We start from the raw sequence: 13764 nt of genomic DNA, 5'->3' as shown, positions 1-13764 counted from the left end.
TCAGTCGCCCGCCGGAGCCTGGAACTGCATGCGGTGGAGCGCAGCGTAGTGGCCCTGCAGCGCCAGCAGCTCGGCGTGGGTGCCGCGCTCGACGATGCGGCCATGGTCCATCACGGCGATCTGGTCCGCCCCTTCGATGGTCGACAGCCGATGCGCGATCACCAGCGTCGTGCGGTGCTCCATCAGGCGCTGCAGCGCGTTCTGGATCAACCGCTCGGACTCGGTATCGAGCGCGCTGGTGGCCTCGTCCAGCACCAGGATCGGCGCGTTCTTCAGGATCGCCCGGGCAATCGCGATGCGCTGGCGCTGGCCTCCGGAGAGCATGCCGCCCCCCTGCCCGATCGGGCTGTGCAGGCCCTGCGGCATGCGAGCGATGAATTCCATCGCGTTGGCTGCTTCGGCCGCGGCAACGATCTCGGCCTCGCTGGCGCCGGACAGTTCGCCGTAGGCGATGTTCTCGGCCACCGTGCCGTCGAACAGCACCACGCTCTGCCCCACCCAGGCGATTTGCCGGCGCAGCGAGGCCAGGGTGTAGTCGAGGTAATCCTCGCCGTCGAGCACGATCCGGCCGGCGCTGGGCTCGTAGAACCGCGGCAGCAGGCTGACCAGGGTGCTTTTGCCGCTGCCCGAGCGGCCGACCAGCGCGGTGACGGTGCCGGGCGGACAGCGCAGGTCCACCCCGCGCAGGGCCTCGGCCTCGCTGCGTGGATAGCGCAGGCGGATGCCCTCGAACACGAGATCGCCGCGGGTGCGGTCCAGCTCGATCCGGCCATGATCGCCTTCCGGTGCCATGTCCATGACGTCGAACAGGTCTTCCGCCGCCGACATGCCGCGCTGGATGTTCGACTGCACGTTGGTCAGTCGCTTCAGCGAGGGAATCATCGCGCCCATCGCGGTGAGCACGGTGATGAACACGCCCGAGGTGATGCGGTCGATCACGTCAGCCCGCGTGCCGAGAAAGACCAGCACGGCCAGCGCAAACGCGGCGACCGTCTGGATCGCCGTGCTGGACGAGGCGCTGGTCAAGGCGATCTTCAGGTTGAGCCGCCGCGCGCGCCGGGTGACCTCGTCGAACCGCGCGCCCTCGTGGGGCTGGCCGCCGTAGATGCGGACTTCGCGGTAGGCGCCCACCGATTCCTCGACCGTGCCGGTCACCGAGCCCATCGACCCCTGGATACGCCGGCTGATGCTGCGGTAACGGCGGCTGACTACGGTGGCGATCAGCGCCACGGCCGGCACCATCACCAGCAGGGCCAGCGTGAGGTAGGCACTGTTGTGCAGCATGACGTACAGCATGCTCACCACGGTGACGCCTTCGGTCACCGCGATCTTGATCGCATCGGTCGACGCCGACGCCACCTGCTCGCTGGTGTAGGTGATGCGCGAGATCTGCTGGCCGGACGGCTCCGCGCCAAAGAAGGTCGCCGGCAGCTTCAGGTAGGACCCGAACACATCCATCTGCATCGCCTGCACGACGTGGCGGCCGATGTAGGAGATACCGTAGCTGCTGAGGAAGGTGCCGATGCCGCGCACGGCAAAGATGATCATGATCCAGATCGGCATCCAGAAGATCAGATGCGGATCCTTGTTCTTGAACAGGTCGTCGAACAGCGGCCTGAGCAGGTTGGTGAACACGGCCAGCGCACCGCCATCGATCGCCATGCCGAGAATCGCGAGCAGCCCGACCGTCCGGTACCGACGGGTGTATCCGAACAGGCGCTTGTAGACCTCCCAGGTCTTGGCGTCCCAGACTCCTCGTCGCTCAGCGGCATTCACCGCTCCGCCCCCGGCTTCTCCGGCGTGGTGGCGATCGACAATCGGGTGAAGCCCAGTTGCCCCAGCGCATCCATCGCGGTCACCACGTACTGGTGCGGCGTCATCGCGTCGGCGCGGATCACGACCTGGCCGTCGCGCCGGCCGCCGGAGTTCTGTTCCAGCATCTGCTTGAGCGGCTCGATGCCTTCGCCAAGCACCTCGTCGCTACCTACGTAATAGCGGCCATCCTTGTCGATCATCACCGTGAGTAGCGGCGCCTGCACGTCGCGCTCCTCGGCGCTGGCCTTGGGCAGGGTCACCTGCATGCGCGAGTGCTGGATGAACGTGGTGGTGAGCACGAAGAACATCAGCAGCGTCAGCAGCACGTCGATCAACGGGATCACGTTGATCTCGAAGTCGTCGCGACGACGGTCCGAACCGATACGCATCGGTTTCAGCCTGCCGCCGGGGTGCGGCGCGGGCGTGGCGTCGCCGTTGCACCCGGCGTGCCGAAGGTGAGATCGTCCAGCAGGGCGATCGCCTCCTTCTCCATGTCGACGCAGTATCCGGCCACCTTGCTGCGGAAGTAGCGATGCAGCACATAGGCCGGGATCGCCACCACCAGACCCGTGGCGGTGCAGATCAGTGCCTCGCCGATGCCGCCGGCCATCTTCATCGGGTCGCCCACGCCGCCACGCATGACGTCGAGGAACATGCGGATCAGGCCGATCACCGTGCCGAACAGTCCCAGCAGCGGACCGATCAGCGCGATCGTGCCAAGCGTGTTGAGGTAGCGCTCCATCCGATGCGCCACATGGCGGCCGGTGTCCTCCAGGCGCTCCTTGATGATGTCGCGCGAGCGGTCGCGCACGACCAGGGCCGAGGCCAGCAGTTCACCCAGCGGGGAGCCGCTGGCCAGGGTTTCCAGGTGCTTGGGATCGAGCTGGCCCTTGCGGGCCCAGTCACGCACTTCCTGTCCCAGCCCGGGCGGGAGCACGGACGAACGGCGCAGCGTCCAGAAACGCTCCAGCACGATCGCCAGGGCGATCGCCGAACAAAACAGGATGGGCGCCATCGCCCAACCGCCAGCCATCAGGATTTCCAGCACAACGCCCCCGCAGGATGCAAAGCAGAACTAAGCCGGCATCATACCAGTCCGAACCGAGCGTTCCGTGGGCTGCGTCCGGCTGCCGAAAGCCCGCTCCTGATGCTAGCGCTCGCGCCAGTAGCGCCTTTGCCGCAGCCGCTCACCGGGCCGGGCACGGATCGGGGCATCGACCGGGAAATCCAGCCGCAGCGCACCCTCGCCCGCCGTATTGAGCAACGGCACGCCCGCAGCCCGGTAGCGGGCTACCACGGCTGGACGAGGATGGCCGAAACGGTTGTGCCATCCGGCCGAAACCACCGCCAATGCGGGATGCAGCGCAGCGATGAAAGCCGCGCCGGACGAGGTTTCGCTGCCATGGTGTGGCACCGTCATCACCACCGGCCGGCCGGGAGGCACGCCCGCAGCGACGTCCCCCTCCACCCGTCGGGTGATGTCCCCGGTAAGCAGCAGGCGATCGCCTCCACCCTCGACCAGCAGCACGCAGGAACGGTCGTTGTCGTGCGACGGCCGCCCGTGCGGATTGAGCACACGGAAAGTCACGCCGTCCCAATGCCAGGACTGACCCGCCACGCATGGCGCCATCGGCATCGGCATCCGCGAGGGCTCGCCAGCCAGTCGGCGCGGGACGTGAAACGCCTCCAGCACGGCGCCGGCACCGCCCGCATGATCGTTGTCGCCATGGCTGATCATCAGCAGATCCAGCCGGCGCACGCCGAGTGCCCGCAACGAGGGCACCACGGTCGCCGCCCCCACGTCGAAACCCGACGGGTAGCGGGCACCGGCGTCGTAGAGCATGGCATGGCCATGCGTCCGCACCAGCACCGACAGCCCCTGCCCCACGTCGAATACCCAGGCCTGGAAACCGCCCGCCGGTATCGAAGGCCGTGCGGGAAGCAGCAGCGGCAGGAACAGCAGCCCTCCGAGCCAGCGGCACGGCGTCCCCCGTGGCGCCAACATCCAGATCGCGCCGAGCATCGCCAGCCCCAAAGCCCAGGGAGTGACCGCCGGCAGGTACCACGCCGCTCCGGGCCACGAAGCCATGCGCGCCAGCAACCACCAGAGCGCATGCCCGGTAGCGGCAGCCAGAGCCAGCATCGGCGCAGCCAGCGGTGGACACAGCAGCAGCGCGAGCACGGCCAGCAGGGTGGCCGGCACCATCAGCAGGCTGACCACCGGCACCGCGACCAGGTTGGACAGCGCCCCGACCAGCGAGGCCTGGCCGAAGAACCAGAGCGTCAACGGCAGCAGCGCAATGCTCATCACCCACTGACCGCGTGCAAGGTCGCGGGCGAACGCCCGCCAGCTGCGGCCCTGCACGCCAAGGCAGAGCATCAGGAATGCCACCCCGACGAACGACAGCCAGAAGCCGGCCGCGAGCACCGACAGCGGGTCCACCAGCAGCATCGCCAGCAGCGCCATGGCCAGTGCGTGACGCCCATCCAGATGCCGCCGGCGACTGCGCGCAACCACCGCCACCGCGATCATCAGCAGGGTCCGCAGTGTCGGCAGGCCCATGCCCGCGAGCAGGCCATAGGCCAGGGCCGCGACCAGCGCCGCAGCCGCTTGCGCCCGGGATCGTGGACAACGCAATCCGAGCCCGGGAAACAGTGCATAGACCGGCCAGACCAGCCCGACCCCGAACGCCGCGGCCACGCCTACATGGAAGCCGGAAATGGCCAGCAGGTGGGAGACGCCGGTAGCCCTCGCCACGGCCCAGTCGTCCGGATCCAGTCCACGCGTGTCGCCGACCGCGAGCGCGCGCAGCAGCGCCGCGTCGTGCGGGTCGGTCATCCGGGCGTCGATCGACGCTGCCAGGTGCTGGCGCAGGCGGTCGACACAGGCCGATGCACCCAGCCGCCGGTTGTCACCCCCTTCGCGAACGTAGCCCACCGCATCGATTCGGCGCTCCAATGCGGTGCGCTCGGTATCGGCGCCGCCCGGATCGATCATCCCCCGCGGCCGCTTCAGGCGCACCCGCAACTGCCAGCGCTCGCAGGGACGCAATACACGGGACGGGTCGTACCAGGCCAGCCGAACCCGGCCACGCCACGCCACGCGACGCCCACCGAGCCGGGCCGAGTCCACCCGGAACGAGAAGCGCGTACCGTCGGCCCGCGGATCCGGCAGGTCGAGCAGTTGCCCGGTCACCAGCAGAACCTCGCCCTCCAGCGCGTGCGGCAGGCGTGCATCCATCGCCGCCGCACCACGCCACATGGCCCATGCCACGCCAAACAGGATCCAACCGAGGATCCGCGCCCGGGGAGACAGCCAGCAGGCCGTCGCTCCTGCAACCAACCCTGTCACGGCCAGCGAGAGCACGAGGCCGCGCGGAAGCGCGGGAAACACCTGCACGACCAGCACGCCGAGCAGCAGCGCGATACCGGCCAGCGGAACGCCGACCCTGAGCGATCGTTGCGGCAACGTCCATGTCCCTTGTGCCCGAACCAGCCTCCAAGGCTAGCGTCGGACCCGGGATCGTCAGGACGAAACGAGCGTAGGCGAGAGCCGCCGCGCGATGCGCGGCAACCGCCCCCAGGTCACGGGGAAATCAGATCTCGCCGACCAGCGAGGCCGGATCGTTGCGTACCTGCTCGTTCAGTACGCCGTTGTGCAGCACCAGGGTGCGGTCCATGCGCGCCGCCAGCCGGGTGTCGTGGGTGACCAGGATGAAACTGGTTCCGATCTCGCGGTTGAGCTCGAGCATCAGTGCATAGACCTGCGCCGCATTGGCCTCATCGAGGTTGCCGGTCGGCTCGTCGCCCAGCACGCAGGCCGGACGCGTCACCAGGGCGCGCGCCACCGCGCAACGCTGACGCTCACCACCAGACAGTTCCGACGGCTTGTGTTCCATCCGGGCCGACAGGCCGACCCGACCCAGCAGCTCGGTGGCCGCGCGCTGCGCCCTGGCGATCGATTCGCCGCGGATCAGCAGCGGCATGCAGACGTTCTCCAGCGCGGTGAACTCGGGCAGCAGATGATGGAACTGGTAGATGAAGCCGAGCGAGCGGTTGCGTATGCGACCGCGGTCGGCATCCGACAACGAGGACAACCACTGGCCATCCACCTCCACCTCGCCGCCGGTCAACGTGTCCAGCCCGCCGAGGATGTGCATCAGCGTGCTCTTGCCAGAGCCCGACGCACCGACGATCGCGGCCGTCTCGCCGCGCTTCAGCTCGAAGCTCACGTCGGTAAGCACCTCGGTGCGCAACTCGCCTTCCTCGTAGCTCTTCGCCACATGGCTGGCGCGCAGCACCACGTCGTTGCCTGCATTCATCGACTTACTCATAGCGAAGCGCCTGCGCCGGCTGCGTGCGCGACGCACGCCAGGCGGGATAGAGGGTGGCCAGCAGCGAGAAGAGGAAGGTGACCAGCGACACCCAGCCCACGTCCACCGCCTCCAGCTTGCTGGGCACGTTGGAGATGTAATAGACGTCCGGCGACAGGAACTGCACGTGGAACACGTTCTGGATCCAGTCGACGATGTTCGGCAACTGCCACGACAGCAGCGATCCCAGCCCGACGCCGAGGCCGATGCCGACGAAACCGACCAGCACGCCCTGCACCATGAAGGTGGCCATGATGCTGCGTGGTGTCATGCCGAGGGTACGCAGGATGGCGATATCCGCCTGTTTGTCGGTCACCAGCATCATCAGCATCGAGATCAGGTTGATCACCGCCACCAGCACGATCAGCGACAGGATGATGCCCATCACCTTCTTCTCCATCGAGATCGCCGAGAAGAAGTTGCTGTTCTCCTGCATCCAGGTGCGCACGCTGTAGAGCTGGCCGAGGTCGCGACTCAGCTCGCGGGACACCGGGCCGGCGTTCCACAGGTCGTCTAGGCGCAGGCGGATGCCGGTGGGGCCGGACAATTCGCCGAGCTTTTCGGCATCGGTCATGTTGACCAGGGCCAGGCCCGAGTCGTACTGCTGCATGCCCATCTCGAACACCCCGGACACGCGGAAGCCGCGGATCCGCGGCACTGCACCCAGCGGCGTGGCCCTGAGCTGCGGCACGATCATCGTCACGTGGTCGCCCACGGTGACGCCGAGCTGCATCGCCAGCTCCTTGCCCAGGATGATGTTCCAGCTGCCGGGGGTGAGCGAATACCAGCGGCCCTGCACCATGTGCTTGTCGATGTCCGAGGCCTTCGGCTCCAGCGATGGCTCGATGCCACGCACCATGGTGCCGGTGGAGCCGTAGGTGCCCTGCAGGAACGCCTGCAGGTCGACATAGGGCGCCGCACCGCGCACGTGCGGGTTGGCCTCGGCCTGCTTCACCGTGCCCTGCCAGTCGTGGATGCTCTCGCCCACGCCGGCGATGGTGGCGTGCGAGACCGCACCGAGAATGCGCGAGCGCAGTTCGTTGTCGAACCCGTTCATCACCGACATCACGGTGATCAGCGCCATCACGCTGATCGTGATGCAGATGATCGACACGGTGGAGATGAACGAGATGAACTGGTTGCGGCGTTTGGCGCGCGAGTAGCGCAGGCCGATGAAGAGTTCGAGCGGTCGGAACATGGCAACCTGATCTGTGGGGGCCGGCCAGGCGGCCGGCAGAGAGGCCTGATCGCTCAGGTCGTCCTTTGGGACCGCGCAAGCGCGCCAGAGTGCCCGATGCGCCGGCGGGGTACAACCGGCTCAGATGGCTGGCGGGGACGGCACGCCCTGCCCGGCCGCGAGCCGCATGCGCAGGCGACGCCGGGTATCGGGATCGCTGTTGTCCGGCAGCAGCCAGAGCACCTGCCGGCGCTCGCCGACGCGCAGTTCCAGCACCAGACAGCCGGCCAGCATGCGATGGGATGCCAACACGGCCGGGGTTTCGACCCCATCCCGTCCGAGCAGCAGCCAGCCCGCATCGGGACTCCAGCCGACCGAGGCCGGCGGCGTGGTCTGCCGCATGCGGCTCGCCAGCACGAGGGCCATCGCCGCGCTCGCGAGCACCAGCTTGCCCCAGCCCGGCAGCCCACTGAGCGCAACCGAGAGCATCGCCAGCGCCAGCATACCGATCAGGCCGAGCGCGAGCCCCCGCGATGGCCGGTATTCAAAGCCGATGGCGGGCGCGGATGTCATCGATGATCGCCTGCCAATCCTCGCGTGGCGCGCGGGCATGCCCCATCACCCAGTCCCACAGGTCGGGGTCCTGCACGTCGAGCAGCTCGTCGAAAGCCATTCGCGCGGATTCGTCCGCCGCGGCGAACCGCTCGTCCAGCCAGCCGCCGAACAGCGCATCCAGCTCGCGGGTGCCGCGGCGGGTGCGCCAGCGCAGTCGTTTGATCCGGGCTTCTTCCACGATTCCTCGAGCCTCCAACGCATGCGGGCTGCCCTGGGGCAGCCCGCACGAAAAACGACGTCAGCCCATCGCTCAGGCCGCGCGGCGCTGCACGATCAGCTTCTTGATCTCCGCGATCGCCTTGGCCGGGTTCAGCCCCTTCGGGCAGGTGCGCGCGCAGTTCATGATGGTGTGGCAGCGGTAGAGCTTGAACGGATCTTCCAGGTCGTCCAGGCGGGCACCGGTGTCCTCGTCGCGCGAATCGACGATCCAGCGGTAGGCCTGCAGCAGGATCGCCGGGCCGAGGTACTTGTCACCGTTCCACCAGTAGCTCGGGCAGCTGGTCGAGCAGCAGGCGCACAGGATGCACTCGTACAGGCCGTCGAGGTGCTTGCGGTCTTCCGGCGACTGCAGGCGCTCGCGGTCGGGCGCCGGGCTCTGCGTCCGCAGCCAGGGCTTGATCGAGGCGAACTGCGCATAGAAGTGGGTGAGGTCCGGGACCAGATCCTTGACCACCGGCATGTGTGGCAGCGGGTAGATCTTGACGTCGCCCGAGGCGCACTCCTCGATGGCACGGGTGCAGGCCAGCGTGTTGGTGCCGTCGATGTTCATTGCGCACGAGCCACAGATGCCCTCGCGGCACGAGCGGCGCAGCGTCAGCGTCGGATCGATCTCGTTCTTGATCTTCAGCAGCGCGTCCAGAACCATCGGACCGCACGCGGCCAGGTCGACCTCGTAGGTGTCGATGCGCGGGTTCTGACCGTCATCCGGCGACCAGCGATAGATGCGGAACGTGCGCGGCTTTTTCGCGCCCTGGGCGGGGAAATGCTTGCCCGGCTGGATCTTCGAATTCTTCGGGAGGGTGAACTCTGCCATGTGCGGAACCCTTCAATCTCGTTAGGAGGGCCTGACGGCCCCGACCACCTGCGATGCGCGGGCGGTACCGGCGATACGGATCGCCGGTACCTGCCGAATCAGTAGACGCGCTTCTTCGGCGGCACCACCTCGACCTCGTCGGTCATCGTGTACATGTGCACCGGGCGGAACTCGAAGCTGCTCTTGCCGGCTTCGTCCACCTTGACCAGGGTATGCTTCATCCACTGCTCGTCGTTGCGGTCCGGGAAATCCTCGCGGGCATGCGCGCCGCGACTCTCCGGCCGCTGCTCGGCCGAGTGCATGGTCGCCACCGCCTGCGCCAGCAGGTTGGACAGCTCCAGCGTCTCGATCAGGTCGGAGTTCCAGACCAGCGAGCGGTCGGAAACCCTGACGTCCCTGAACGAGTCGTAGACCTCGGAGATCTTGCGCTTGCCTTCCTTGAGGGTGTCGCCAGTGCGGAACACCGCCGCGTCGCTCTGCATGGTGCGCTGCATTTCCGCGCGGATCTTTGCCGTCGGCGTGCCGCCGTTGGCGTTGCGCAGGCCGTCGAAGCGGGTCAGCGCCTTGTCCAGCGCGCTGGCCGGCAGATCCTTGTGCGCCGCGCCCGGCTTGACCACTTCGGCGCAGCGGTTGGCCACCGCGCGGCCGAACACGACCAGGTCGAGCAGCGAGTTGGAGCCCAGGCGGTTGGCGCCGTGCACCGACACGCAGGCTGCTTCGCCGATGGCGAACAGGCCCGGCACCACCGAATCCGGGTTGCCGTCCTTCAGCTGCACCACTTCGCCGTGGTAGTTGGTCGGAATGCCGCCCATGTTGTAGTGCACGGTCGGCAGTACCGGGATCGGCTCCTTGGTCACGTCCACGCCGGCGAAGATGCGCGCCGACTCGGCGATGCCCGGCAACCGCTCGTGGATCACCTCGGCACCGAGGTGCATCAGGTTCAGGTGGATGTGATCCTTGTGCTCGCCGACGCCGCGACCCTCGCGGATCTCGATCGTCATCGCACGGCTGACCACGTCGCGCGAGGCCAGGTCCTTCGCGTTCGGGGCATAGCGCTCCATGAAGCGCTCGCCCTCGGAGTTGGTGAGGTAACCACCCTCGCCGCGCACGCCCTCGGTGATCAGGCAGCCCGCGCCGTAGATGCCGGTCGGATGGAACTGCACGAACTCCATGTCCTGCAGCGGCAGGCCGGCACGCAGCACCATGCCGCCGCCGTCGCCCGTACAGGTGTGCGCCGAAGTGGCGCTGAAGTAGGCGCGACCGTAGCCGCCGGTCGCCAGCACCACCGCCTGGCCACGGAAGAGGTGCAGCGTTCCCTCGTTCATGTCCAGCGCCAGCACGCCGCGACACACACCTTCCTCGTCGAAGATCAGGTCGATCGCGAAGTACTCGATGAAGAACGAGGCATCGTGCGCCAGCGCCTGCTGGTACAGCGTGTGCAGGATCGCGTGACCGGTGCGGTCGGCCGCGGCGCAGGTGCGCTGGGCGGTGCCCTTGCCGTAGTGCGTGGTCATGCCGCCGAACGGACGCTGGTAGATCTTGCCCTCGGCCGTGCGCGAGAACGGCACGCCGTAGTGCTCCAGCTCGATGATCGCCGGGATCGCCTCGCGGCACATGTACTCGATCGCGTCCTGGTCGCCGAGCCAGTCCGAGCCCTTGATGGTGTCGTAGAAGTGGAAGCGCCAGTCGTCCTCGCCCATGTTGCCGAGCGCGGCGGAAATGCCGCCCTGCGCGGCCACCGTATGCGAGCGGGTCGGGAACACCTTGGTGATGCACGCGGCCTTCAGGCCCTTCTCGGCCAGGCCGAAGGTGGCACGCAGGCCGGCACCGCCGGCGCCCACCACGATCACGTCGTACTTGTGCTGTTGGATCTTGTAGCTTTCCACGTCAGGCTCCCAGGGCGATGCGCAGCACAGCCAGCACGCTTGCCAGCGCGCCCAGCACCGCGAGGAATTTCACCAGCACCAGCAGGGAAACTTCCTTCCAGCGGGTGTGCACGTAATCTTCGATCACCACCTGCAGGCCGAGCACGGCGTGCCAGAACATGGCGATCACGAAAGCGATCAGCAGGACCGCGTTCCACGGGCGGGCCACCACCGCGTGCGCAGTCGCGTAATCGGCGTGCACCAGACGCAGCACCGTCGCCAGGAACCACAGGCCGAGTACGACGAGCGCGGTAGCGGTCACGCGCTGGGTCCACCAGTGTCCGACACCGGACTGGGCCGAGCCCAGGCCACGGGCACGCTTGATCGGATGGCGCAGATCCTTGGCGCTCATGCCGCACCTCCGGAGGTCAGCACGAAGGCCCAGAACAGCAGGGTGATCACGAAGCTGCCGATGATCGACAGCCAGCTCGAGCGGACGAACTGCGCGATGGCATAGCCCGCGCCAGCGTCCTGCACGAGATGACGGATACCGTTGCACAGATGGTAAGCGAACGCCCAGGTCCAGCCGAACATGACCACCATGCCGAGCGGACTGCCGACGCAGCTGGCGAACTGCGCGAATGCCTCGCTGCCGCCAGCCAGGGCCAGCAGCCCCCAGAGGACGATCAGGCTGCCGATGGCAAGCACGATGCCGGTCGCGCGATGCAGGATCGAGGTCAACATCTGCACCTGCCACTTGTAGATCTGCAGGTGCGGTGAGAGCGGTCGTGATGTGTCTGCCATGTTGGCTATCCTGGTGTGGAATCGCTTTAGCCCATGCCGGCCGACTCCGAGCGTCCGCCAGCGCGAAGCGTCAGAAGTCGATGCAGCGCCCATTCTTTTCCCAGTCGCCGTAGCGCGTGGGGTCGGGCGCAGGACGCTCCTCTGCCGAGTCTGGCCGATCGTTTCCGAACGGCAAAACGGCCCCCGCCGCGGGAGCGGCCGGCTGCTTCGATTCGGGAGGGGAGCGTGTGTCGGACATGGTTCTTGTTAGCTGAACAAGCGTAATACTTGTGCCCTGCCGGTACAACCTGAGGAGACCGTGCCCCTTGCCTGAAACGCCTTCGTCCCCAGTAACGAAAACCATGTCCGCAACCGCCCCCACCCTGCCCGCCGAAACCCTCGTCATCGAGGGCCCCGATGCCGCGCAGTTCATGCATGGCCAGTTCACTTCGCGGGTACTCGCGCTGCCCGTGGGATCGTGGCAGTTCAGTACCTGGCTGGATGCGACGGGGCGTGTACGCGCGCTGTTCCATCTTGCACGGCTCGCCGACCAACGCTGGCTGCTGCTGCTGCGTGGAGGACGGGCCGGGGACCTGAAGGACGAACTGTCGCGCTTCGTTTTCCGCGCCCGGGTCGGACTGCTGGCGCAGCCAGCCGGCGTGTTGACCGCAGGACCGGCGATGGCGCTTCACGCGGCTGAAGAAGCCGAAGGAGTCCCGCATCTCGGCTGCGGCGAACACTCGATCGTCGTCGCAGCCGAGGCTCGCGGCGACGATCCGCGTGCGTTGCAGATCCGCGAGGGCTGGCCATGGCTGCACGCCGGAGCGATCGGCCAGTACAACGCCGCGTCGCTCGGCCTTCATCACCTCGGCGCCGTCGCGCTCGACAAGGGGTGCTATCCGGGCCAAGAGATCGTGGCGAGATTGCACTATCGAGGAGGAAACAAGCGCAGGCTCTGCCGCGTCATCCTGTCGCAGGCGGTCGCGCCGGACACGCGGCTGAAACGTGCGGGAGACGGCGCAGAGCTGCATCTGCTCGATGCCGTGGGTGGAGACTCGGGCGTGACGGGACTCGCCGTTGCACACGAGGACTGGCTGGTCGCTTCGCAGGACAGTCATGATGCACTGCTTACGTGCGGCGCACGCGCACGGATCGTCGAATCATGGGGCGAATAGCCGCATGTTGCCATGCCGCAAAAGTGAGTGCCGCGTGAATTCCATGACCATGGCACTTGCCATCCCCGGAGGCCGCCACTAGGCTCCGCGAAAATTTTTGGCCGGCCACTCCTACCGCAGTGGCTCGAGCACGCGACGAACCGGAGGAGTCCGGATCGGCGCGACCCGGCAGAAATGCCGGAGAGAATTGCCGCCATACGAGGCGGAGATGTCGCAGAGGCCCTGGACCATTCGATGGTGGCTGGCTGCGACTCTGGTCAGATCTGGCATAGACGTCGAACTGACTCGCCACAATCCCGTGGCAAGGACATCCGCGATCCCAAAGTTTCGATCCGGTGTCATCAATCCAGGTGGAACGGCCTGCCCGCCCGTCCACCGCAATGGCGCCTGAGAACCGGTTTCCTTCCGGCCATGCGTACAGCACGTTGGAGGCAGACTATGAAACTTTCCGTATTGCTGTGGATGGCCTCGTTGCTGCCCCAGCCGGTGGCCGACCAGACCTGTCTGGCGACGACCGTCTACCTGGAAGCCCGCAGCGAACCGACGATGGGGCAGCTGGCGGTTGCCGAAGTGGCGCTACGGCGTCGCGACCGCGGCCAGTGGGGCGATACCGTGTGCAAGGTCGTGACCGCACCGCACCAGTTCGCCACCACCACCACACCTGGCTCGTTCGACATCACCAACCCGGTCGCCTTCGCCAAAGCCTGGAAAATCGCCGGCGAGTCGATGACGAACTGGGAGCTGCCGCTCGCCGAACGCCATCTGGTCGTTCCGCATGCGGACCATTTCGCTACCGTGGCGATCACTCCAGCCTGGTCGATCAACCGCACCGGCCGCACGATCGGCGAGCATCGTTTCTACGCCGTGAACTGACGAGCCTGTATCGCGAAAAAAGAAAAGCCCTCCTGTCGGAGGGCTTTTCTTTTTG

15 protein-coding genes are annotated in these 13764 nt (G+C 67.1%); 2 read left to right on the top strand and 13 right to left on the bottom strand.

What is annotated here, in order from left to right:
• From msbA to NC595_RS12660, 13 genes are all read right to left on the bottom strand, one after another.
• Positions 1-1776: a lipid A export permease/ATP-binding protein MsbA gene (msbA, locus tag NC595_RS12720; RefSeq protein ID WP_253567029.1), complete on the bottom strand. Its 1776-nt coding sequence runs from the start codon at positions 1774-1776 to the stop codon at positions 1-3.
• Positions 1773-2204 (bottom strand): ExbD/TolR family protein, encoded by a 432-nt coding sequence (locus tag NC595_RS12715; protein WP_063670580.1) that lies wholly within the window; start codon positions 2202-2204, stop codon positions 1773-1775. Before NC595_RS12715 ends, msbA begins: the two co-directional genes overlap by 4 nt.
• Before the next feature lie 5 nt (positions 2205-2209).
• A complete protein-coding gene (locus NC595_RS12710) occupies positions 2210-2848 on the bottom strand; it encodes a MotA/TolQ/ExbB proton channel family protein (RefSeq protein ID WP_256489116.1) in 639 nt (212 codons plus the stop codon).
• Between the two features lie 117 nt (positions 2849-2965).
• On the bottom strand, positions 2966-5284 hold the full coding sequence (locus NC595_RS12705) for a DNA internalization-related competence protein ComEC/Rec2 (RefSeq protein ID WP_253567025.1): 2319 nt from the start codon (positions 5282-5284) through the stop codon (positions 2966-2968).
• Positions 5285-5411: 127 nt separating this feature from the next.
• On the bottom strand, positions 5412-6149 hold the full coding sequence (gene lolD / locus NC595_RS12700; protein ID WP_253567023.1) for a lipoprotein-releasing ABC transporter ATP-binding protein LolD: 738 nt from the start codon (positions 6147-6149) through the stop codon (positions 5412-5414).
• The gene (locus NC595_RS12695; RefSeq protein ID WP_253567015.1) at positions 6142-7386 is read right to left on the bottom strand and encodes a lipoprotein-releasing ABC transporter permease subunit; all 1245 of its coding nucleotides are present in this window, start codon (positions 7384-7386) and stop codon (positions 6142-6144) included. The genes lolD and NC595_RS12695 overlap by 8 nt, the downstream gene beginning before the upstream one ends.
• 120 nt (positions 7387-7506) lie before the next feature.
• On the bottom strand, positions 7507-7938 hold the full coding sequence (locus NC595_RS12690; protein WP_063670572.1) for a protein YgfX: 432 nt from the start codon (positions 7936-7938) through the stop codon (positions 7507-7509).
• Positions 7910-8158, bottom strand: a complete 249-nt coding sequence (locus tag NC595_RS12685; RefSeq protein ID WP_063670570.1) for an FAD assembly factor SdhE — start codon at positions 8156-8158, stop codon at positions 7910-7912. Before NC595_RS12685 ends, NC595_RS12690 begins: the two co-directional genes overlap by 29 nt.
• Positions 8159-8230: 72 nt before the next feature.
• Entirely contained in the window at positions 8231-9013 is a 783-nt protein-coding gene (locus tag NC595_RS12680; protein ID WP_017461215.1) for a succinate dehydrogenase iron-sulfur subunit, read from the bottom strand.
• Between the two features lie 98 nt (positions 9014-9111).
• On the bottom strand, positions 9112-10899 hold the full coding sequence (sdhA, locus tag NC595_RS12675; RefSeq protein ID WP_253567008.1) for a succinate dehydrogenase flavoprotein subunit: 1788 nt from the start codon (positions 10897-10899) through the stop codon (positions 9112-9114).
• Between the two features lies 1 nt (position 10900).
• Positions 10901-11290 carry a succinate dehydrogenase, hydrophobic membrane anchor protein gene (gene sdhD / locus NC595_RS12670; RefSeq protein ID WP_253567006.1) on the bottom strand — a complete coding sequence of 130 codons (390 nt, stop codon included), beginning with the start codon at positions 11288-11290 and terminating at the stop codon, positions 10901-10903.
• Positions 11287-11682 (bottom strand): succinate dehydrogenase, cytochrome b556 subunit, encoded by a 396-nt coding sequence (gene sdhC / locus NC595_RS12665; RefSeq protein WP_253567004.1) that lies wholly within the window; start codon positions 11680-11682, stop codon positions 11287-11289. The genes sdhD and sdhC overlap by 4 nt, the downstream gene beginning before the upstream one ends.
• Positions 11683-11752: 70 nt before the next feature.
• The gene (locus NC595_RS12660; RefSeq protein ID WP_253567002.1) at positions 11753-11920 is read right to left on the bottom strand and encodes a DUF1674 domain-containing protein; all 168 of its coding nucleotides are present in this window, start codon (positions 11918-11920) and stop codon (positions 11753-11755) included.
• 103 nt (positions 11921-12023) lie between these two features.
• Between NC595_RS12660 and ygfZ the strand changes: the two genes are divergently transcribed.
• Both ygfZ and NC595_RS12650 read left to right on the top strand, forming a co-directional pair.
• The gene (gene ygfZ, locus NC595_RS12655; protein ID WP_253567001.1) at positions 12024-12836 is read left to right on the top strand and encodes a CAF17-like 4Fe-4S cluster assembly/insertion protein YgfZ; all 813 of its coding nucleotides are present in this window, start codon (positions 12024-12026) and stop codon (positions 12834-12836) included.
• Between the two features lie 438 nt (positions 12837-13274).
• Positions 13275-13709 (top strand): cell wall hydrolase, encoded by a 435-nt coding sequence (locus NC595_RS12650; RefSeq protein WP_017461220.1) that lies wholly within the window; start codon positions 13275-13277, stop codon positions 13707-13709.
• Positions 13710-13764: the final 55 nt, after the last annotated feature.

Source organism: Dyella lutea (assembly GCF_024158035.1).
Lineage (GTDB): Bacteria > Pseudomonadota > Gammaproteobacteria > Xanthomonadales > Rhodanobacteraceae > Dyella_A > Dyella_A lutea.
The sequence above is the reverse complement of the archived record's forward strand: the minus strand, read 5'-3'. Positions and strand labels throughout refer to the sequence as shown.